This window comes from Bacillus sp. HMA207, from assembly GCF_003402455.1.
Taxonomy (GTDB): domain Bacteria; phylum Bacillota; class Bacilli; order Bacillales; family Bacillaceae_G; genus Bacillus_A; species Bacillus_A cereus.
The window spans coordinates 1786889-1809670 of sequence record NZ_BEZT01000001.1; the positions used below are offsets into that span (position 1 = coordinate 1786889).

The following is a 22782-nucleotide window of genomic DNA, read 5'->3' on the forward strand; positions in this document are numbered from 1 at the left end:
TTTAAAATTCTGAATTTTCATTTAAATAACCAGGGGGCAATGGTATGGTTAAATATTCGAAAATTTCTAAGTGGATTCTTGGTGTTGGACTAGTGACAATAACATGTAATGGTTTGCAAATTCAAGCAGAGACAAAAGAGAAAAATGTGAAGAACGTATTACAAATGGAGCCGGTAGGAATACAGAAATCTGTTGATGAATTGGCGCACCCTTCAAAAGTACAAGAAAATGAATCTTTTACAAAACGGTTAAAATTATCGGATTTATCGCAGCGTCCACTAGCACCAACCGATAATATTAAGCCGTTAGCTGAAGAGAAAAAGTATTCGATGGCTGAGTTAAATCAATTAAATAATAAACAATTAACTGATCTTCTTGTGACAATTAAATGGTATCAAATTCCGGAATTATTTCAGTTTAATAGTGATAGTCTTAAATTCTATCAAGATGATAGCCGAATGCAAGCGATTATTAATAAACTAGCAGAACAAGGACAAGCTTATACGCAAGATGATTCAAAAGGGATTGAAACATTAGTAGAAGCTCTACGTGCAGCGTTTTATTTAGGTTTTTACCATGATGAATTAAGCAAACTAAATGAGCGTAGCTACCATGATAAATGTTTACCAGCTTTAAAAACAATTGCAAAAAATCCAAATTTCAAACTTGGTACATCAGAACAAAATAAAGTAATTGCATCATATGGAAAATTAATTGGAAATGCATCAGCAGATGTTGAAACGGTTTTATATGCAGGTGAAATTTTTAAACAATATAACGATAATCTTGCAACTTTCATTGAAGACCGAACAAAAGGAGACGCTATATATGAGTTGATGAAGGGAATTGACTTTGATATTCAGACGGATATGTACACGACTGGAAAAGAGCCAAAAGATACGATGTGGTTTCGAAATATTGATAACTTTATTAATGAAATAAATCGTTTTGCACTACTTGGTACAGTAACAAATAAAAACGGATGGTTAATTAATAATGGAATTTACTATGCTGGCCGATTGGGCAAGCTTCATAGCACGCCCACAAAAGGACAACAAGTTGTTACAGATGCAATGCGAATTTATCCATATTTAGGAGAGCAATACTTTGTTGCGGCAGAACAAATTACTACAAATTATGGAGGAATAGATGCGAATGGAAAAACTGTAAATTTAGATCAAATTCGGGAAGAAGGTAAAAAGAAATATTTACCGAAAACGTATACGTTTGATGATGGAGCAATTGTCTTTAAAGCTGGGGATAAAGTTAGCGAAGAGAAAATTAAACGTCTATACTGGGCGGCAAAAGAGGTGCGTTCTCAATTTTATCGTACAGTTGGTAGCGATAAACCACTTGAAAGTGGACATGCTGATGATGTGTTAACGATGGTTATTTATAATAGCCCAGATGAGTATCAATTTAATCGTCAACTGTACGGATATGAAACGAATAATGGTGGGATTTATATTGAAGGGACAGGGACTTTCTTTACATATGAACGTACACCAGAGCAAAGTATTTATAGTCTGGAAGAATTGTTCCGCCATGAATTTACGCACTACTTACAGGGAAGGTACGAAGTTCAGGGATTATGGGGCCAAGGGGAAATGTATCAAAATGAACGTTTAACATGGTTTGAAGAAGGGAATGCAGAGTTCTTTGCAGGTGCAACGCGATTAGATAGTGTAGTACCGCGAAAAAGTATAATTGGTGGGTTATCTAATGATCCTGCAAAACGTTATACAGCATCACAAACATTAAATGCGAAATATGGAACGTGGGATTTTTATAATTATTCGTTTGCACTGCAATCATATATGTATAATAAGCGCCCAGAAATGTTCGATAAAGTACATGATTTAATTCGCGCAAATGATGTTTCAAGTTACGATGCATACCGTGCTACATTAAGCAAAGATAATAAGTTAAATGAAGAATATCAATCTTATATGCAAATGCTTATTGATAATCGTGATAAGTATACAATTCCACAAGTATCAGATGAGTATTTAACTCAGCATGATCCAAAATCGCTTTCGGACGTTACTTCAGATATTACGAATGAAGCGAAATTAAAAGATGTGAAAGTAACAAAGAATACATCACAATTCTTTAATACATTTACACTACAGGGGACATATACAGGAAGTGCGGCTAAAGGAGAAGTTGAGGACTGGAAAGTGATGAATGAAGCAACGAATGATATGTTGAAACGTCTTTCAGGAAAAGAGTGGACTGGATATAAAACATTGACTGCTTATTTTGTAAATTACCGTGTAAATAATGCTGGGCAATTTGAATATGATGTTGTGTTTAGCGGAGTGAATACGGAAGAAGGTACGGCTGTAGAAAAAGAACCAAATAATTCATTTGAAACAGCAAACCCACTATCTTTGAATATTTTGTTAAGAGGAACCTTGAGCGATCAAGATCAGGGGGATAAATTTGTTATTGATGTAAAGGATCAAAAAGATTTACAAATTTCTGTTACGAACGAACAAAATCTTGGACTGAACTGGGTATTATATTCTGAATCAGATTTAAATAATTATGTAGCTTATGCAACAAAACGTGATGGAAACAAATTGCTTGGAAATTATAATGCAAAGCCAGGGAAATATTACTTAAGTGTATATAAGTATGGTGGTGGAACAGGGAATTATACGGTACAAGTAAAATAGTTTACTATAGTTTGTTTTGAAAGGCTACTTATCGCATTTTTTAGCGAAATAAAGTATTTAATGTTAAACATTAAACTAAGCCAACATATCCCTGTTCTAATTATAGAACAGGGATATGTTGGCTTTATATTTTCAAATTAAATAACCTCATTGGATTTTGATAAGAAAATAATTAATATAGATTTGAATTCTTATTCGTAAAGCATGTTTTAATCTTCTTAATGCTCTTTCATTTTTGTCTCAATGCTTGTTTTCAAATCAGTTGATACTTGATTGAAATACCCCAAAACGATCTCCCTAATATCATCGGATATAACTTTCAAATCACTAGCTAAGTTTTCAGCGAGATGTTCTTTTTCTATTGGCTGTAACTTCGTATAAAATTCACCAGCCTGCGTAAAGTCATCCTGTTTCATTATAGAAGTTCTTTCAAGTTTACCTTCAACGTACCTTCCTTCACCGGTTGTAATTTGATTAGCAGGTGTCCAATCTTGCTGCTGGTTAATCGTTAATTTGCGAAATTCTGGACCAATTCTTCTTCTTTGTGAATCACTGTAAATGTTAGCGCGCCCTTGCAGCATTTTATCATCTGATAGTTCTGCACCATCCAGTAAATTAGAAGGAGAGAATGCGACCTTTTCTACTTGTTCCATAAAATTTTCAGGATTTTTATTTAATACCATTTTCCCGACTGGTATGAGAGGATACGTCTGTTCATCCCATACTTTTGTGTCATCTAAAGGATCATAAGAAAGGTGCGCTTCATCTTTCGGATCCATGAGCTGGACGTATAAACCATACTCCACTGGTTTACCATTTTCAATAGCATCATATAAATCTTTCCCGCTATAATCAGGATTTTCAGCAGCTAATTTAATTGCTTCTTTACTAGTAATGTACTGTACACCTTCAAATGGGTACCAATGATACTTTACATACTTTCGATTACCTTCCGCATTTCTCCATACATATGTATTAACACTATGTCCTGGAATGTGGCGAAGACTTTTGGCCGTACCATTATTAGAGTATAAACGGACAACAAAATGAATAGATTCAGGTGCTTTAGCGACAAAACTCCAAAATCTATTAGGGTCTATTAAGTTATTTTTAGGTGAAGGCAATAATGCTTGAATCGTTTCAGGGAAACGCATCGGATCACGAACAGAAAAAACAGGAATGTGATTACATAAAAGGTCAAAAATGCCTTCTTTTGAATAAAATTTTGTGGAAAAACCGCGTACATTTCTAGCAGTATCCGGTGTTCCTTTCGTACTAACAGCTAACGAAAATCGAACCATAACAGGAACTTTCTCATTAGAATTTTGTAAAAAACTTAATTTAGTATGTTCAGACATCGAATATATCGTTTGAAAATAACCGAACGCACCAAATCCTTTTACATGAACAGGTCTTTCTAAAATTTTTTCATGAATAAATTGTTGTAATGACTCATGCAGTACACTATCTTGCTCTAGTACGGGTCCACGTGAACCAACTGTTTGAGAGTGAAATTTAGCTGGTTCAGTAAGTTCTCGATGTTTATTAAAGTCTTCTTCTAATAATTCTTTCCTATGTTTATCATATTTTTCATTCATCGATATAGCCTCCAAATTTTTTCGTCGATTGTTACTAAATATGATTTTATAGTCTCGATTATGTATGACATACAAAGTTCAAAGCAGTAACATACCGCTAGATGAAAAAAACACATATGTAGTGGACCTGTTGAAATAGAAGAAATTATGGAAAAATGAATATCGGGAAGAGAAAGCACACGTTTTAATAAAAAATGTGGAAGAAAACCACTATTAAAGTTTCAATCTTAAAACTTAATTTATAAACGATTATATAGAGAATGAACGTTAAAAAAGGAAAAATAACTAGGAGGAATTTAACATGTCGGATTGGTTTCAATTAGATAAAGAATATATGATGTCTACATATTGTCGGACAGAGGTTGCAATGGAAAGAGGAGAAGGATGTAAACTATATGATGTAGATGGTAAAGAGTATTTAGATTTATTTTCTGGCGTAGGAGTAAATGTACTAGGATACAATCATCCTAAAATTGTACAAACGACAATGGAGCAAGTTGTGAAATCGTTGCATTTACCGTTTCATTTCTTAAACCCAGTTGCAATTGAGTATGCAAAGAAATTAGTAGAGTGTACTTTAAAAAGCGGAAAAGTCTTTTTTACAAACTCTGGTACGGAAGCGACAGAAACAACTTTGAAATTAATTGATAAATATAGAGCTAATACGAATGAAGAACGTGAAGGAATTGTAGTGCTGAAGAATAGTTTCCATGGGCGTACGTTAGGGGCACTTCATTTTACGAGACAAGAAAGTGTATATCAAAATTTCCCTAAAACATTGATTCCTGTATATGAAGTAGAGCGCGAAAATATAGACCAATTAGAGGAGACTATTATTAAAGAAAAACCAATTGCGATTATGCTAGAGCCTGTTTTAGGAAGTGGAGGAATTTATCCTTTATCAAGTGAATATTTACATGGTGTTCAATATTTATGTGAAAAATATAATGTACTTCTTGTCGTTGATGAAGTTCAAAGTGGTATGGGTAGAACGGGAAAACTATTTGCTTATCAAAATTTTAATATTACACCAGATATTATTCAAATTGGTAAAGGAGCAGGAGGCGGGATACCGCTAGGAGGAATTATTGTAGGCAAAAAGTTATGTGATGTATTTTCACCAGGAGATCACGGGACAACGTTTGCTCATTCATCAATGGGAACAGCTTTAGGGTTAACGGTATTAAACACATTGATTGAAGATGGTTTAATGCACGAAGCGTATGAAACGTCACTATATTTAAATGATAAATTACAAGAAATTCAGAAAGAAAACTCTTATTATATTCAGGAAGTACGTCATGCTGGTATGATGTTTGGAATTAGTCTGAATGATACGAATGAAAATGTGAAGAAATTACAGGTTGAGCTAATGAATAAAGGAATGTTAGTCGATGTAACACAAGGGAATATTATTCGATTACTTCCGCCGTATATTATTACGAAAGAGGAAATTGACGCATTTATGAATCAGTTTATTATTTGTTTAGATAAAGTTGCTGCTGTAGTAAGTGCTTAAAAATTAAAGCTATATTTTATAAAAAGTGCACTCTAATTGTTAGAAGTAGTTTTACAATTGGGGTGCACTTTTTATAGTAGAATTTTATTTATTGATATTTGGTTGGTGAGGAAAAGAGAAAGTAAATGTGTAAAGATAGTAGATAAAACGAGTGGTACTAACAACTAATGATAGAACGTTTTGAAAATAATAGCATACGAATATATAAATAATAAGAATGAGGTGATATATTGGAAAATAATGATATTCAATTTACTTCTTTACAAATGAGAACGGATAAATATGGTTGGGCTAGTATTCAATATACAAATAAAAAGCAGGCTATCTTATATACTCGAAACGGAGGAGTAGAATGGGATGTTGTCAATCCTCTTAATTCAATTGTATTATTTGGGTATCCAATAAACGCTCGAAGCTCTTGGGCATATGGTTTAACAAAAAAGAATGACGATTTATTGCCAGCTATATTTTATACAGTTAATAGAGGAGAAAGGTGGAGTGAGTTTATTTTACCGGTTGAAGAAGATTGGGAGAAATCGACTGATGTTCAAGTACAATTGCATGCCGCGAATATGGATAGTATATGGATTGTATTGTCTAGAAAGCTTGCATCAAATAAATTTGAACATAATTTATACTATATGAAAATGAAAGGGAGAGTATGGAAAGTAATTAAAAATATAAGTATTAGTGATAGTATTTCAGGAATAACATTTATAAACGAGTTAGTTGGATTTATTTCATTACACAAACAATATGAAACATCAGCGGTATTTAAAACAATAGATGGTGGGGCAAGTTGGCAGCCTATAAAAGATATTCCAAGTCTTGAAGGAAGTAATAATGAGACTTCTATGGCTTATAAAGCAATCTATAAAAATAACTTGTTAGTAATACCAACTAAAATGAATAATGATGTATTTTTAATGAATTACTCATTTGATAAGGGGAATTCGTGGCATATTTCAAATAAAACAATAAATACTAGTAAAGCGGCTGTTTCTTTTTTTAGTTCCTATTATGGCTGGGTTATAAATAGTGAACATGGAAGTGTATATCAAATAATAAAAAAAGGAGCAAAATGGATAAAGGTATCAAGTAATCCATTGCTGAAAAATGTATTTTGTTTACATTTTTTTAATCGGCGTAAAGGTTGGGCGTGTAATAAAAAAGAAATATTTACTACAAAAGATCGCGGTATAACATGGAAAAAGGTAGTATATAAAATTAATAATATTGATAAATTTATTTAAAAAGTCCTAAAGAAATTAGGACTTTTTTTGTTTTTTATGGTGAGAGTTGTAACAAACAATGATAAGAGAAAGGAGGTAAGTGCATAACTTATATTTTCAAAAATAGACGTTTGTTTTCACACAGTATAATTCACTTTTGAATATGTTAATAAAGTAGCAAATTCATAGGAAATGGTAATACTTAATATTTTATGTCACATGATGTGTAAAGGGGGCGTGTAATGAAATCGTTAACGGTTATTATTTTGTACAGTGAAAGAGAGCAAATATTAGAAGAGTCAATTCAATCTATATGGAAGCTAAATCCTCTTGAAATTATAATTTTAGTTCCTAACGATAGAAGTAATTTGTATGAAATAGCAAAGAAACATAAATGTCATATTGTTTTTATGGACAAATATAATAAGCATTATGATGGATATGGAGCTTGTATAAAGGCAGCAAAAGGAGAAGTTTTATTATTTTTAGATGGCAATTTTTCGTTATCCACAAATGAAATGCAGAGATTTATTGAGCCAATTGTTACAAATCAAGCCGATGTAGTTTTAAATAAAATAGATAAATTGATAGAAATAGGTAAATGTCCAAATATGGATATTGTATGGAGAAAAATGTTAAATGAAATTTTAAGTCGACCAGATTTAAAAAGCAATTCAATACTTTCGTTACCATATGCGCTTACGAAGGAAGTAGTGGAAAATATCGGCTTTAATTATATGGAAGATATCGTTCTATCTCATATGAAGATTGTGAATCAAGGGTGGCGGATTAACGATCAATATGCAATCAATACGTTATCTAAAGATGAGACTATAGAGGAAGGAGGATATTTAATAAAAAAAGAGTTATCCAAAAATGAAAAAGAGAAAGTAGAAAGATATTTACGCGGTATAGCTAAATGGATAGAGAAAAAAGGAAGAAGAGTAGGGTTTACTGATGCAGGAAAAAGAAGAGATATTGTTCAAAAACTAGGTGAATGTAAGCGATACCCTTCCTATCATCAGGGCTGGGGAATGCATTCTTCAATTTATAACGGGAAACAACTTTCTGTCATTATACCGGTACAAAATGAAGAAGAGACTATAGAACAAGTAATACTTGAGGCGAGAAAAATAGAACCACTAGAAATCATCGTCGTTGTAAATGGTTCGACAGATCAAACGGCTAATATCGCTAAAAGACTTGGTGTTACTATTATTGAATATAACGAACGACTTGGTCATAATGTTGGACGTGCTATTGGAGCGCTTGAAGCTACAGGAGATATTCTTTTATTTATTGATGGTGATTTTAGTGTTTCAGGAAGTAATTTGCATCATTTTACAAATGCAGTTTCAGCTGGTGTAGACATAGCATTAAATGATTTGAATCCGATGTTACACCCTCCGTTTTATGTTGTAGACGTCGTAAAATATATGCTTAATTTAGCATATAATCGTCCAGAATTAAGCAATGGCTCATTAGTAGCAATTCCACATGCTATGAGTAGATCATGTTTAGATGCAATAGGCTGGGAAAGCTTACTATGCCCTAGTCTTGCACAAGTAAAAGCAATATTACAAGGGTATAGAGTAGAATGTGTACATTACGTTGATGTTGTAAAACCGAATAGAATTCGTTTAATGGAAAATGTAAGTCACAATGGGCATCCTCCAGCAGTATTAAGAATAATTGGTGATCACGTTGAAGCTCTCTCTTACTTGATAGAACAACTCGAAATGGATGGAAAGGGTGATTAAACTGTTAGACCAGTATAAAATAATTAACATTTCATATGAACAATTATGGCAAATGGATTTTCAAATTACAGAACCATTTATACTCAAGGTTGATTGGGATAAAGTAACGTATGAATTTTTAATTCGTATTAAGCCCGATGCTTCTAACACTATTGTTTTTGGATCGGGAGCAGGTGGGTTTCAAGAACAGCCAATTGGTCCACCTATTTTTCATCGACATTCTTGGATGGATGAATTTGAAGATACTGTTATATATTATAATGACCCTACGTTATATCTTGGAAAATTATCTTTAGGTTGGGGACAGGGAGAGTTAAATAGATTTTATTTACAAGATATAGCAAATATTTTAGAAATAGTATTTGTAAAGTTAAAAGTTGATTCGAAAAATGTGTTGTTTTATGGCAGTTCTGGGGGAGGATTTATGTCTTTAATTTTAGCTGGATTCGTTAAGGGCTCCACAGCTTTCATTAATAATCCTCAAACAAATTTATTAAAATGGATACCTGTACCAATAAATCTAGTTTTCGATTTGTCTTATCCAAATTTATCAAGAGAAGAAGTTGAAGAGAAATTTGGCGAAAGAATTAATGTTGTGAAATTTTTTAATCACATTAAATATGTACCGAATATTTATTTTTTGCAAAATTTCGCGTGTGAATTTGATGTGCAAAATCATTTGCTACCATTTATTTCCGAATTAGAGCAACTTGATAAAGACACGGAAGTAAATCAAATTATAATTGACTTATATTTTGATAAAAAAGCAGGGCATGCAGCTGTAGGAAAGAGTGAAACAATTGAATATATAAAAAAAGTAAAACCTAATCAGACTGTAAAAGAAGAACAAAAAGAAGTGGACCTATCAGTTGTTATAGTTTTAGGAGAAGAAAAATCAAAATTGAATCAAATTTTAAATAAAGTGCAGCATATAAAACCACTAGAAATTATTATTGTAGCTGATGATAGAATGAGTGCGATACAATCTATACCAACATTTGTTGAAAGTAACGTTGTTGTGATTGAGGAGAAAAGTAAATGGAAAGCACCAGTTCATGGGGCAAAAGTCGCCAATGGTGATGTAGTCTTATTTTTAAATGGAGAAGATGTTATTTTTTCGGTAGAATTAGAACGATTTATAGAACCGCTACTAAAAAAGGAACAGGATGTAATTTTAAATAATATAGACTGGGTTTGTTTTGAAAAGATGAGAGTAGAATGGCCAAGCGTTGCTATGGTGTATAGAAAAATAGTAAACGATGTATTGGGGCGTATGGATTTAAAATATGATTCGATGTTATCTATGCCATATGCTATTACTAAAAAAGCAATTGAAGACATTGGATATGATATCTTGCAGAACCCTATTCTGTCCCAAGTAACTCTTATTGAGAAAGGGTGGCGACTACAATCCTCGTCAGCCATCACTAACACCTCCTTGAATAATATGCCTGCAAACAAAACCTCTTTCTATAAAAATGGATTAACTAAATTAGAAGTATATGAGATTAAAGAAAATATAAAAGCTTTGGAGAGTTGGTTACAACGAAAAGATGATAGAGGTAATTATACAGATGGAGGAAGAAAAAGAGACATTATAGAGCAGTTAAAAAAACAAAAGAATTATTCACGTTTCCATAAAGGATGGGGAATGAATTCCTCTATTTATAATGGAAAACAGTTATCAATTATTATACCAGCACAAAATGAAGAATCAACGATTAAAGAAGTTATTCTTGAGGCAAGAAAAATTGAACCAAAAGAAATAATTGTTGTCATTAATGGGTCAACAGATCAAACAGAAGCAATTGCTAAGCAATCAGGGGCAACAGTAATTGTTTATGAAGAAAGATTAGGGCATGATGTAGGACGGGCAATTGGTGCACAAGAAGCGACAGGAGATATACTTCTCTTTATTGATGCTGATTTTGCTATTCCAGCAAAAGATCTTCATCCGTTAACGCAAGCTGTTGCGGATGGTGTTGATATGGTTTTAAATGATTTAAATTTAAATCTTAGATTTCCTCTATATATTGTAAGTTTATATAAATATATGTTGAATATTGCTTGTAACCGTAAAGATTTAGGGGTAGGATCTACAATTGCTGTTCCCCATGCTATTAGTAGAAAATGTTTAGAGGGAATTGGCTGGGACACTCTTCACACAGCGTGTGTTGCACAAGTAAAGGCAATATTAGAAGGGTATAAAGTCGAATGTCTCCATTTTGTAGATGTAATGAAACCAAATCGTATTCGGCCACAAGAGCATTTTGCGACGATAGGACATCCACCAGCTGTATTGAGAATTACTGGGGATCATTTAGAAGGACTTTCATATTTATTGAAGAATAAGGATTTTAAAGATTTATTTTAAAAGGTAAATTTGTCTATTGAATGAGTAACTTAAACATTTCATTTATGCAACTTGACGATATTTAGTATTGCAATGAAACTAAAATCAAAAATTTTTATTATTTTTAGCTCAGGTACAAGTGAAGAGCATGTTTCACTGACTGATAGTAAATGAACAAGTAACTAAAAGGTAAAGGCTTCTTTATATATATGAAGAAGCTTTTATCTTTTTTATTTTAAGTATGGAAGGTAAAGGGTAAATAAAGTTGTAACGGTATTTTTATTTTTGGATAAATTGATATTAGATATAAGAAAGGAGGGAATATCTTGTCTTGCATCAATAAAAGTTGTTTTCATATTTCTTTAGAAACTAAAGTCAATCCAAATGGTGGGGCAGAAATATTCGTAAGGTGCAATGATGAATGTTTATCTAATTTTAATGTAATACCGTTTATTGCATGTGTTTCTATTTCAGTAAAGGATGATTTGAGTTTTTTAGTTGATTTAGATAGTTTAATAAAACGTTAATTTTCTATGCAGTTAATAATAAAATAACATCTAATTTATAAGACTTAGTAAGAGAGTCGTGTCCGAATTTAATTAACTGCATATATTGTTAAAAGAAAGGAGGGAGAGTTATGGCATGTACTACGAATAATGTTTGTTTAGATGTGTGTCTTAAAATTACAATTACCCCTGGTAGTGGAATTGATGCAGTAGTCGATTGTGGAGGCACATGTGGGACAAGTCCTACTATTGTAATTAGTCCTAGTGGATCAATTGTTATTACTTTACCATTAGTTGCATGTTTCTCAATTGCACTAAAAGATGATTTAAGTGTTGACGCTTCATTAACAAGCCTCTATTTTCAAACTTCTTAAGAAAGATATAGAAATGAAAAGCCTGCCTGCTACTTTTCTTTTGATCTAATGTAAAAATAAAAAAGATGGTTACAAACATCTTTTTTATTTTGCTATATATTTAAAATGAATTCATATATTATTTGGTGGTAAGAATATACAATTAAAAGCATTCAGTGTTTCTTTTTTGTTCGATGAGGTAAGAAATTGCTTCTATATGATCACCAATGATTTGTTGCGTTGCTAATGAAAGGTAGCCTTCCTGCGAGAAGTGTTTTTCTGGTCGAACTCGATTTATCTTGTCAACGTCGATAGAATGAACATTTTGTACATGCAATCCTGCTAAAATTGTTTTAACTTGACTTAAGGTTGGTGAAAGAAGAGAATCAAACCCAATTGTATCAATGCATTTTCGACTAAAAGCATGAGGGACAGCAGTTGTGGAGCCCATACCTAAATCTTTTCGATTACATGCTAAATTAACAACATGCTTACATGCAGTTACGATAGTATAAGGAACACGATACATGTAGTAGTGCTCTAATTTATTTAAAGCTAAATCGGTGCCATTTTGAACAGATTGTACAAATGGTAATAAATCAGAACTAGGAATTAAGAAATCACCATCAATAAATAATAATATATCACCTTTTGCAAAATATGCACCAACGGCACGTCCGGTATCAATGCCGAGTGCTTCTTTGTAAGTAATAACTGTTGCACCGCAATTCTTTGCCAATTCCTCTGTTTTATCTGTTGATCCATTAACAATAATGATGATTTCTAAAGGTTTTAATTTCTGTACCTCAAAAATGATAGATTCTATCGTTTTTTCTTCATTTTGAACAGGGATAATGATGGATAATTGTTTATTTCCATAAGTATTTGAATAAAACTCTTTACCTGTAATTATTTTGGATATAGCTCTTTGTTCGCCGTTTTGAAGTTCTAAAATAATATCCCGCCTTCGATTATTATCAGTATAGTTTCCTCTCGAATCTTGTAATATATTTACCCAATTTTCAATTGCTTCTAGGTGATAACGAATGAGTTGTTTTGAGGGGAAGGAGGGAATTTGCGGTATAGAAATTTTGAAATGATTGCTAATGCGAAATTTATTTTTAATAATTTTCATTTGTGCTAATATCGGATTTAATAAACTTTCTGGAGTAATTGCATCAAGAATCTCTTTTGTTATTGCATAGGGAGGAAATAATAGTGAGTTAACATGTAAATCTGGACGATGAAAAAAATGATTCGTAACTTGCTGCCAAATCATTTCTATAGTTGGCTTTTGCTTTTGATAAAAAAAGTCATCTAAATTGTTTAATACTATGTCAGCTGATTCGTCTAGTAATGGTTGAAGAAATTGTGTAAGTAAGGAAGATTGGATAATGTAATTTGCATCTAAAAATAAGAGGTACTTACCCTTTGCTTTTTTGGCACCAATTACATAACAATTATTTGATTCTGTCGGTTCTTCTAGTGTGATAATTTTACAATTGTAAGATTGTGCAATATCAATGGAATCATCGATACATCCGTTAATAGTAAGGATAATTTCTAAAGGCTGTAGTTGTTCACAGGCTTTCAAAATTTCAGGTAAAACTTTTATGTTATGCTGTATACGAATAATAATAGAAATCGGATTTTTACACATAAGTAGTCTCCTTTTTAATCAGAGGTAGTTATTAATAAGGTTAGATAAAATAGGAGATATATATTTTATTATATACGTAACCACTATTTAGTTTTATCAGACTTAGAATTTTCATTACTTGAATTGGAACCTTTATTTATTCCAGACGCGAGTAAATTATTGAGAACGCTAAGGTCTAATTGCATAGGGATTGAGTTTTCGGATGTAGTTTTCTCATTTTCTTTTTTTGTAGTTAATATAGTCTTTATATTTTTTATTTCTTTATATTGTTTTAAGGTAATGAAAAATCCAGAAATAATGAAGAGAAAAGAAACAGTAGCAAGTAAAAGTATTATTTCCAACATAAAATAGCCTCCTTTAAATCTATAATAATACTATAGTTGAATGTAATAAGACAAAATTCGAGCTAATGAGTTCACTTTTTAAATATATGCAAATCTTTAGTAAAAGTTACTAATTTCTAGGTTAAAGGAAGCAATTATAGAAACGTTATAAATATAAATAAATGAAAGTTTCATTTGTAGTGTAAAGGTATGTGTTATATAAGCTGAACGTCATTCTATAACAAGTTAAACAGGGTTTAATTTTATATAAAAAGAGCATTTAATTGGACAAATAATTAATTATGTGAAATAATAATAACAGATAAGGAGACGTTGCTTTTCCTTAAGTGCTTCGAATTAATTTTATTCAATAAGAGAAGGTGTGCTTAAAGAAGTTAAATTAAATAAGGAGCTGTTTTATTATATGCAACAAAATAATGATTTAAATTTTGAACCTCAAGACGTTAATATTGTTAATCCTAAACAAGCCAGGAAAGCAGTAATTGCTACTGGTATAGGGAACGCAATGGAGTGGTTTGACTTCGGATTATACGCGTATTTAGCGGTAATTTTAAGTCAATTATTCTTCTCTGGTGTTGATAATAGTGGATTGCAACTTGTACTTACATTCGGTACATTTGCAGCAGCCTTTCTCGTTCGACCAATCGGAGGTGTATTCTTTGGTAGAATAGGAGATAAGTACGGCCGAAAAATCGTGTTAAGTACTACTATTATTTTAATGGCACTTTCTACATTATTCATCGCATTACTACCAACCTATGAACAAATTGGTGTATGGGCACCAATACTACTTTTAGTTGCCCGAATGATTCAAGGCTTCTCTACAGGCGGCGAATATTCAGGAGCAATGGTTTATATCGCAGAATCTTCTCCAGATAAAAAGCGTGGTATACTCGGTAGTGGTCTTGAAATTGGAACACTCTCAGGTTACATTGCTGCATCGGTAATTGTTACCATTTTGACGTTATTGTTAACAGATGAGCAAATGCTCAGCTGGGGATGGCGTATTCCGTTCTTAATAGCTGCACCAATTGGTTTGGTCGGTTTATACTTACGCCGTCATCTAGATGAATCTCCAATCTTTGAAGAGATGGAAAAAGCACAAGAGGAATCTGAAGACAATGAACAATTTTCATTCATGGATATTATTAAATATCACAAAAAAGACTTCTTATTAAGCACAGTAATTGTCGCCTTCTTTAATATTACAAATTATATGATTCTTTCGTATATTCCTTCTTATCTAACTCAAGTACTTAAAGTCGAAGAAACAACAGGCTTATTAATTATTTCTATTACGATGGCACTTATGATTCCACTAGCACTATATTTCGGTAAATTAAGTGATAAAATTGGTAATAAACGCGTTGTGCAAATTGGTTTACTTGGTTTAACTGTATTTGCAATTCCAGCATTTTTACTAATAGGTAACGGACATATTGCAGCTATATTTGCAGGTATTTTCGTACTAGGTTTCTTCTTAAGTGTATATGAAGGAACATTACCTTCATTATTACCATCACTCTTTTTCACTGATGTACGTTATCGAGCACTTTCGATCTCATTTAATATTTCTGTATCGATATTCGGTGGAACAACACCGCTTGTATGTTCATACTTAGTTCATGCAACTGGTAACCCGCTCGCACCGGCATTTTATTTAGCAGGTGTAAGTATTATTGGATTAGTTGTATTTAGTGTACTATTCGTTACAACTTCAGGGCGTGCGCTAAAAGGTTCATATCCTACAGTAGAAACGAAAAAAGAAGCACACCAAATCGCTAAAGAAGACCCTGAAGAAACACTTTGGTGGCATGAAGAGTCATTAGAAATTGAAGCAGGGAAGAATGCTTCCATTTAAAAAGCAACGTAGAAGTACAAAAAGACTCCTATGAATATAGGAGTCTTTTTGTTACGTTATTTCTTTCGTTTCTTCAAACTTTTTTGATATGCATAAAGCTTATGAATCTCTTCCTTAAATTCATGTAGAAGTACAGTGTTTGTACTATTTGAATAACGCACCGTATTATAAGCATCTATAATAATATCACTTTGAATATTTACATCTTCTTCATCGTTTATTCTTTCTAGCCAAGCCTCAACAGTTTCTCCCCGTTTTCTATTTAAAGGAGGGGTTAACTTACTCTCTAGCTTGAAAATTTCCTTCCGAATTTCGTTATGTGGCGGTTTATTTCGTTTAAAATGATTTTGGCTCATTCCTTCTTTATCAGTAATGATAGTAGATTCGAAGGCGGGCATATTTGGTAAACTTAAATGTTTTCGTTTTTTTACTATTTTCCAAACGACGTAAATAGCGATAGCTGTACAGACTATTATTGTAGTGCTATTTATGAGTATTGGATCAAAATCAGGAATTTTTTTTCCGTCTTCAATTTTTGGTTTTAAGAGATGTCCTTTATTTGCCCAAACATCTTCAGTATCTTTTAATTCCGCTGCTTTAATTAATGGCATTAAAGCATAGCCGACGCCTAATGCGACTACTTCCGTTATAAAACCAAAAATAAGTCGAATGAAAGGAAATACTTGAACAATTAATATACTCATTGAGCCAATCGTAATGATAGAAGAAAAACGTAATAGTTGTTGTTTGCGATTTGCCCCGGTTAACCAAAATGTAATCATAAGATGCAAGGCTAACATTAATAGTTTCCACAACGGTGGAAAGGGTGCATAAAATATAGCTGAAACGACAAACCATACAATACCACCTAAAGATTTTTGAACTGGATATCCAGGTCCGACCACATGTATGATAAAGAAAAATAGTGGTAATATGATTGTGCCAAATAGAGAAAAAGGTAAAAATAAAGAGAAAAGAACGATTTGAAGAACTAAAAGTATTACAAATCCTGTTGTTTTTTTCTGCATAAATTTATGAATAAGAAATACTCCAATATAGCCTGTTGTTAAAAATATTGCAATACTAATTAGTTCATCTCTTTCTGTTAATAATGAAAGCAGAAGGAGCAGAATGAAATCATGAATGTGATATAGCCAAGTTTTCAACTGGTTCCACCATCCCTTCACTAGTAATGAGAAACGTTGGCTGCGAGAGAAGAGGGAGTTCATTTCTTTGTAAACCAATGTATATCATTGTAGACGATCGTTCTCTTTTTCTCTTTACATAATGAAGGAATCCTTGTTTCGGAAGTAACGTACTATCATCTGAAATACGGGCTAATTCTTCTAAAGCTTTTGCATATTGTGTTTGTCCTTCATTTAACGGTACATGTAATGCACCGCCTTCTGCTAATACACTAATAAACAATTCAAACGGAATGTGGTGCTTCGTTGCATACTGGAAAATGTATGTTGCATATGAAATAAGTTCTTCTACATTATCTTTCCAACCAAATCCACGATCGGCAGCTAAAGAAAGACAAATCGTCCAACTATAATTTTTTACAGGTTCATATTGCTTCGCCTGTAATTGTTGCATTTTAGCAGATGCCTTCCAATGAATAGAGCGGAAAGACTCACGCTCATATCGCTTTACACCGATAATAGATGTTTCATCATTGTAAAAAGAAAAATTCGTTCGATAAGATCCATTCAAAAGTTGCTGAAGTTCTTGCAAACCTGCTACTTCTTTAGGAGAAGGATACACAATAATTTCAGTCCTTAATTTATCAAAAACAGGAAAATGTACAGTTAATAGATGAAATGGATCTTTTAATACACATTCAAATTGTTCAATTTGAAACACACCACGCTTCGTGGCGGTTAATGTTAACCCCCATTTTTGTGCCGAATGTGCAGGTTGTGAAAATGGGAAAGAGAATAACGTTTTTGATATTTGTTCAATGCCTTGCTCTTTATGCGGTATAAGGGACGAATTTAAATGAAAGTAACAAACACCATTAACGATTGGTATGCTGGCTCCATTTTTTAAATGAATAAAAAACTGTCCAGATTCCTCAGGAAAAATCCGTGTAGTTTGTTTCTCATTTATGATTTGAAACTTCTTCTCTATGAAAGCGACATATTTATAAATAAAAATCGCAAATAAATAATAGAAGAAAAAGAGAAACATAAGCATTCGTTGCGGGAAAAAGAATGTGAAAAGTAATGCGATTGGAACGGTTAGTTGAATAATATGGAGTTGAAAAAATAAAGGCACAGTTACAACACGCTGTCCATTCATGCTTGTTCAATCTCCACAGGTACGTCAACTTCTTTTAAAATACTTTGCATAATATCATTCTTTGTCGTACGCAGGGCACCTTCCATTGATAAGACGATACGGTGATTCCAAACAGAAGGAACTAACAATTGTATATCTTCTGGTGTGCAATATTCTCTCCCGCGTAAAAAGGCTAAAGCTTGAACAGCACGTACTAAAGCTAATGTGGCACGTGGGCTTACACCGTTAGCGATATAATCATGATTTCTTGTAGCATGAGCAAGTTTAATAATGTAATGTTCTAACGGTTCCGAAACAAATATTTCTTTTACTCGTTTTTGAGCTTCTAAAATATCTTCTAATGAGATGACAGATGTGACACTTTCTAATGGTAAATCGTTCCGAAAACGTCGCATCATTTGTAACTCATCTTTAGGAGTTGGATAACCGATTGAAATCGTCATTAAAAAGCGATCAAGCTGTGCATCTGGAAGAGGGAAAGTTCCTTGTGATTCAATTGGGTTTTGCGTCGCAATAACAAAGAACGGTTTCGGAAGAGGAGTTGACTGCTTCTCCAGCGTCACTTGTCGTTCTTCCATCGCTTCTAACAAACTCGACTGCGTTCTCGGCATTGCACGGTTAATTTCATCTGCTAGCAAAATGTTTGTCATAACTGGTCCAATTCTTAATTCGAATTCGCTTGTTTTTGGGTTGAAGTATTCAATACCTGTTACATCACTTGGAAGTACATCAGGGGTAAATTGAACGCGAGAAAAACTACCACCAATACTTTTTGAAATGGTTTTCGCCAGTAACGTTTTCCCAGTACCAGGCACGTCTTCGAGTAGTACATGTCCATCAGCAAGAAGTGAAACGAGCAGTAGATCAATAACATTTTCTTTACCAACAAACACAGATCCGATGTTTTCTTTCAATTTATTTATCATATGTACCATTCCTTTCGTTATAAAAGAGCTAATATTTCTATATTTTAACAAATTATTCAGAAAATTGGTATGATTTTTTAATTCGAAGAAATGGATATTTAATTATTAAATTACTCTTGCATATTTTGGAATATAATTATACAATATCGATATACGATGTATCGTTAGTCGATATATCATAAAGCGATGTATCGGAGGTAGTTATAATGAATGCGAAGGCGCAAAAATATATTCCGTTAACTGAGGCGACATATTACATATTATTGTCACTCGTGAAGCCGTTGCATGGCTACGGAATTATGCAAATGGTAGAAGAGATGACAAATGGGGAAGTAAAGCTCGGCCCTGGTACTTTATATGGAAATACGACGAAATTACTAAAAGAGAAGTTAATTGTTGAAGTTGCCTCTACAGACAGAAAGAAGTGCTATGAGTTAACGCCGTTTGGGAGAGAAGTGTTAGAGCTCGAGTATAACAGATTGCAGAGATCTGTAAGGAATGGAAATAGTATATTAGGGGAGTGAATGAGAGATGGAGACAAAGAAGGTATTTAAATTTTTCATGGCATGGAGTTTAGAAAAAGAAGAAGCTTTTTTACGGAAAATGCATCAAAAAGGTTGGGCGTTACAAAGATATAATTTGTTGTATACGTTTAAGAAAACAGAACCGAAAGATGTAATATATAAAGCGGATTTTAGATTGGTTTATAGGGATTCAAAAGAAAAACAACAGGAGTACTTTGAAATATATGAAATGTCTGGTTGGAAACGTGTCACAAGTTTTACAAGATGGAATTATTTTTGTAAGGAAGTAGAGAAGGGAATTGAGTTACCTGACATATATTCAGAGAAGGACACGAAGGTACAAAAAATGAAGGAATTATTGCAATTTTTCGCATTGATTTCAATAACTATATTACCCTCAATGTATAGCGTATTTTTAAGTTCAACAGAATCAAGAGTGCCAATTTGGGCGAAAGTTATGACAGGGCTTGTAGGTTGTATGTATGCTTATTTCTTCATGAGGATTTTTTGGAAAATCAAGAAATTGAAAAGTGAAATATTATAATAAAGATTAGACCCTAGAAGAAGATAATGATGACAATGAACAAACATCATTATCTTCTTTAATTTTTATGTAATTCTATTTTGTTGACTATTTTTTATATAATAAAACATTATATATTTAAGGCATAGAACTAACAGTTACAAAGATAATACCAGTAACAATACCTAAAAAAATCATAAATGAAGAAGTAATTAATAATAACGAACTAGCAATGAATATCACTTTATTAGATTTTTGTTTTTTATAAAGGAAATAAAGTAAAAGACCACAAATAGTAGAAAGTATCCATATAGCTAAACCGTAAGAAGTCGAGATTTTCTTCCAATCGGAAATCCAAAAGTAAAAGATGATTATGTGACAAGTTAATAGTAGAAATGTTGATGGAAGCATTATCTTTTTATTTAAAATCATTTGTTTCACCTCCCTTATGTAAATATTACTAAAATGGTGTGGATTTTAACATATAATAAGGAAGAAATACATTTTTAATTAACGTATTAAACGAAAAAATCCCTTATAGAAAAATCTATTTCTACAAGGGATAATCATGTTTTTATTAGAAAGACTGATTTTGCGCAGGTTTAATAAATTGTTCAGGGTTTTCAACAAGTCCGCATACAGCACATTGGACACGGTATGTAGGTCCTTGATAGGCCATATGAAAAGCATTCATCGTTTCATTTGTGTATTCTTCTTCCACTTGACCAGTTTGTGGATTTATTTTGACTGGTTTTACTTGTTGCTCAAGAATATTAAAGCGGGTACGGTTCGTTTTACAACTTGGACATAGCATTGGTTCCATATGTATACACCTCCATTTGTATCATTTCTTAAAATCTTTAATTTTATGCAAGCAAAAAACTTTCTCAATATAAATAGGTGTTTAATGTATTTAAAATTCAGAAAAAATAAAATATAATAAAAGTACGAACTGGTTATGTCCAAACCAAATCTCCTGTTTTATGCCAATAAGCTGGGGGGCCGAGAAATCGGCCTCATTTTTTTTGCTCATTACTACAAGGAACAAGGTTTTTGTGAGACTTTTGTCGAAATTTTAGGGATAGATACAAAGGGGGATGTAAAATGAATTTGAAAATGAAGTACATCATTTTATATGTAGAAAAGTTTGAGGAATGTTTAAAGTTCTATAAAGATATTTTACAGTTACCTATAAAAGCAGAGCACGGCACATATATTGAATTTAATACTGGAACTACCATTTTAGCGATGAATACGCGGCAAGATGTGAAAGAATTAACAGGACTACCGCTTACAGAAGGTGAATTACAGTCTTCTCATTTCGAGTTAGGATTCGTTGTTGAGAATGTACAAGAAACGATTGAGCAATTTAGAGAACAAGGAATCAAGATTTTAGTTGAACCGATTGTAAAACCGTGGGGACAAACAATTGCCTACATTGCTGATCCAGATGGAAATTATATTGAAATTTGCAGTTCATTAGAATAGAGGGAGAAAGAGAGATGGGATTTCCGAAACTAGAAACAGAACGTTTATTCTTAAGAGAACTTACACTATTAGATGCAGAAACGATGTTCCAATATTTTTCGAAAGAATCAGTTATACGTTATTTCGGAATGGATTCTTTCCAAAATATTGAGCAAGCGAAAACCACGATTCAAACGTTTAAAAATCGTTATGAAGAGGGCAGTGTATTTCGCTGGGGAATCGAGAAAAAAGGGACGGGCCAATTAATCGGAACGTGCGGATTTCATTTAATTAATAATCATCATAAACGAGCTGAAATTGGTTATGAATTAGATGATACATATTGGGGACAAGGATATGCATCGGAAGCATTACAAGCGATTTTAGCTTACGGATTTGAAATGCTGCAACTAATAAGAATCGCAGCGGTTGTATATGTAGAAAATAAAGCTTCTCAAAAATTGTTAATAAAAGCAGGATTTCAAGAAGAAGGATTACTTCGAAAACATATGATTCAAAATGGTGTCGCTCATGATACCATTCTATACTCGTTATTAAAAGAAGAGTGGAAGAAGTAATGAGTACAAATGAGCTTATAAATGTTATGAAGAAGCATAAAGAAAACCGCTTTATTTTAGGGATAGATGGTTTAAGTCGATCTGGAAAAACAACATTCGTAGCCAATTTAAAAGAAAATATGAAACAAGAAGGCATTCCGTTTCATATTTTCCATATTGACGATCACATAGTGGAGCGTAATAAACGCTATCATACTGGATATGAAGAATGGTACGAGTATTATTATTTACAATGGGACATTGAATGGCTAAGGCAGAAATTTTTTCAAAAGCTACAACATGAAACAAAATTGAAATTACCTTTCTTTCATGAAGAAACAGATATATGTGAAATGGAAAAAGTACAGATTCCTATTGTAGGGGTAATTGTTATTGAAGGAGTTTTTCTGCAGCGAAAAGAATGGAGAGATTTCTTTCATTATATGGTCTATTTGGACTGTCCAAGAGAGACAAGGTTTCTACGTGAGAGTGAGGAGACACAGAAAAACCTTTCAAAATTTGAAAATAGGTATTGGAAAGCAGAGGATTATTACTTAGAAACGGAATTGCCGAGGGATAGGGCGGATTTAGTCATTGAATGATTTGAAAATAGA

21 protein-coding genes are annotated in these 22782 nt (G+C 32.7%); 13 read left to right on the top strand and 8 right to left on the bottom strand.

Going from position 1 to position 22782, the window contains the following annotated elements; all coding sequences use genetic code 11:
* Positions 1-44 precede the first annotated feature (44 nt).
* Positions 45-2681, top strand: a complete 2637-nt coding sequence (gene colA / locus HMAS_RS09350; RefSeq protein WP_000241883.1) for a collagenase ColA — start codon at positions 45-47, stop codon at positions 2679-2681.
* Between the two features lie 218 nt (positions 2682-2899).
* On the opposite strand, the gene HMAS_RS09355 is transcribed toward colA, so the two are convergent.
* Positions 2900-4279 carry a catalase gene (locus tag HMAS_RS09355; protein WP_001003610.1) on the bottom strand — a complete coding sequence of 460 codons (1380 nt, stop codon included), beginning with the start codon at positions 4277-4279 and terminating at the stop codon, positions 2900-2902.
* A 301-nt stretch (positions 4280-4580) separates the two neighbouring features.
* On the opposite strand from HMAS_RS09355, the gene HMAS_RS09360 reads away from it, so the two are divergent.
* From HMAS_RS09360 to HMAS_RS09385, 6 genes are all read left to right on the top strand, one after another.
* On the top strand, positions 4581-5798 hold the full coding sequence (locus HMAS_RS09360; protein ID WP_001286471.1) for an aspartate aminotransferase family protein: 1218 nt from the start codon (positions 4581-4583) through the stop codon (positions 5796-5798).
* Positions 5799-6028: 230 nt separating this feature from the next.
* Positions 6029-7051: a hypothetical protein gene (locus HMAS_RS09365; RefSeq protein ID WP_000429619.1), complete on the top strand. Its 1023-nt coding sequence runs from the start codon at positions 6029-6031 to the stop codon at positions 7049-7051.
* 221 nt (positions 7052-7272) lie between these two features.
* A complete protein-coding gene (locus HMAS_RS09370; RefSeq protein WP_000839309.1) occupies positions 7273-8790 on the top strand; it encodes a glycosyltransferase family 2 protein in 1518 nt (505 codons plus the stop codon).
* 52 nt (positions 8791-8842) lie between these two features.
* Positions 8843-11164, top strand: coding sequence for a glycosyltransferase (locus HMAS_RS09375; protein ID WP_002024382.1), 2322 nt, complete (start codon positions 8843-8845; stop codon positions 11162-11164).
* A 305-nt stretch (positions 11165-11469) separates the two neighbouring features.
* The gene (locus tag HMAS_RS09380; protein ID WP_001277646.1) at positions 11470-11670 is read left to right on the top strand and encodes a hypothetical protein; all 201 of its coding nucleotides are present in this window, start codon (positions 11470-11472) and stop codon (positions 11668-11670) included.
* 110 nt (positions 11671-11780) lie between these two features.
* The gene (locus HMAS_RS09385; protein WP_116344770.1) at positions 11781-12023 is read left to right on the top strand and encodes a hypothetical protein; all 243 of its coding nucleotides are present in this window, start codon (positions 11781-11783) and stop codon (positions 12021-12023) included.
* A gap of 142 nt (positions 12024-12165) precedes the next feature.
* Here the strand turns inward: HMAS_RS09385 and HMAS_RS09390 are convergent, their stop codons facing one another.
* Both HMAS_RS09390 and HMAS_RS09395 read right to left on the bottom strand, forming a co-directional pair.
* A complete protein-coding gene (locus tag HMAS_RS09390; protein ID WP_000335243.1) occupies positions 12166-13662 on the bottom strand; it encodes a glycosyltransferase family 2 protein in 1497 nt (498 codons plus the stop codon).
* A gap of 83 nt (positions 13663-13745) precedes the next feature.
* Positions 13746-14006, bottom strand: a complete 261-nt coding sequence (locus HMAS_RS09395) for a hypothetical protein (protein WP_000889741.1) — start codon at positions 14004-14006, stop codon at positions 13746-13748.
* Positions 14007-14409: 403 nt separating this feature from the next.
* On the opposite strand from HMAS_RS09395, the gene HMAS_RS09400 reads away from it, so the two are divergent.
* Complete coding sequence (locus HMAS_RS09400) at positions 14410-15867, top strand: MFS transporter (protein WP_001186926.1); 1458 nt, start codon at positions 14410-14412, stop codon at positions 15865-15867.
* A 56-nt stretch (positions 15868-15923) separates the two neighbouring features.
* On the opposite strand, the gene HMAS_RS09405 is transcribed toward HMAS_RS09400, so the two are convergent.
* The 3 genes from HMAS_RS09405 to HMAS_RS09415 are packed head-to-tail and all read right to left on the bottom strand — an operon-like array spanning position 15924 to position 19097.
* A complete protein-coding gene (locus tag HMAS_RS09405; RefSeq protein ID WP_116344771.1) occupies positions 15924-17033 on the bottom strand; it encodes a DUF4018 domain-containing protein in 1110 nt (369 codons plus the stop codon).
* Positions 17005-18171, bottom strand: a complete 1167-nt coding sequence (locus HMAS_RS09410; protein ID WP_025710055.1) for a DUF58 domain-containing protein — start codon at positions 18169-18171, stop codon at positions 17005-17007. Before HMAS_RS09410 ends, HMAS_RS09405 begins: the two co-directional genes overlap by 29 nt.
* Entirely contained in the window at positions 18168-19097 is a 930-nt protein-coding gene (locus HMAS_RS09415; protein WP_000608787.1) for an AAA family ATPase, read from the bottom strand. Before HMAS_RS09415 ends, HMAS_RS09410 begins: the two co-directional genes overlap by 4 nt.
* Before the next feature lie 206 nt (positions 19098-19303).
* Between HMAS_RS09415 and HMAS_RS09420 the strand changes: the two genes are divergently transcribed.
* Positions 19304-19621 (top strand): PadR family transcriptional regulator, encoded by a 318-nt coding sequence (locus HMAS_RS09420; protein WP_000991882.1) that lies wholly within the window; start codon positions 19304-19306, stop codon positions 19619-19621.
* Positions 19622-19628: 7 nt separating this feature from the next.
* Complete coding sequence (locus tag HMAS_RS09425) at positions 19629-20165, top strand: DUF2812 domain-containing protein (protein ID WP_000448417.1); 537 nt, start codon at positions 19629-19631, stop codon at positions 20163-20165.
* A gap of 117 nt (positions 20166-20282) precedes the next feature.
* Here HMAS_RS09425 and HMAS_RS09430 read toward each other — a convergent pair whose 3' ends face one another.
* Together HMAS_RS09430 and HMAS_RS09435 are read right to left on the bottom strand one after the other, a co-directional pair.
* Complete coding sequence (locus HMAS_RS09430; RefSeq protein WP_000602674.1) at positions 20283-20576, bottom strand: hypothetical protein; 294 nt, start codon at positions 20574-20576, stop codon at positions 20283-20285.
* Positions 20577-20721: 145 nt separating this feature from the next.
* Positions 20722-20967, bottom strand: coding sequence for a hypothetical protein (locus HMAS_RS09435; protein WP_000433602.1), 246 nt, complete (start codon positions 20965-20967; stop codon positions 20722-20724).
* A gap of 281 nt (positions 20968-21248) precedes the next feature.
* On the opposite strand from HMAS_RS09435, the gene HMAS_RS09440 reads away from it, so the two are divergent.
* Genes HMAS_RS09440 through HMAS_RS09450 form a run of 3 tightly spaced genes read left to right on the top strand, consistent with a single transcriptional unit; the run spans position 21249 to position 22770 of the window.
* Positions 21249-21632: a glyoxalase/bleomycin resistance/dioxygenase family protein gene (locus tag HMAS_RS09440; protein ID WP_001049849.1), complete on the top strand. Its 384-nt coding sequence runs from the start codon at positions 21249-21251 to the stop codon at positions 21630-21632.
* Between the two features lie 14 nt (positions 21633-21646).
* Positions 21647-22189 (top strand): GNAT family N-acetyltransferase, encoded by a 543-nt coding sequence (locus HMAS_RS09445; protein WP_000506639.1) that lies wholly within the window; start codon positions 21647-21649, stop codon positions 22187-22189.
* Complete coding sequence (locus HMAS_RS09450) at positions 22189-22770, top strand: kinase (RefSeq protein WP_000106107.1); 582 nt, start codon at positions 22189-22191, stop codon at positions 22768-22770. Before HMAS_RS09445 ends, HMAS_RS09450 begins: the two co-directional genes overlap by 1 nt.
* Positions 22771-22782: the final 12 nt, after the last annotated feature.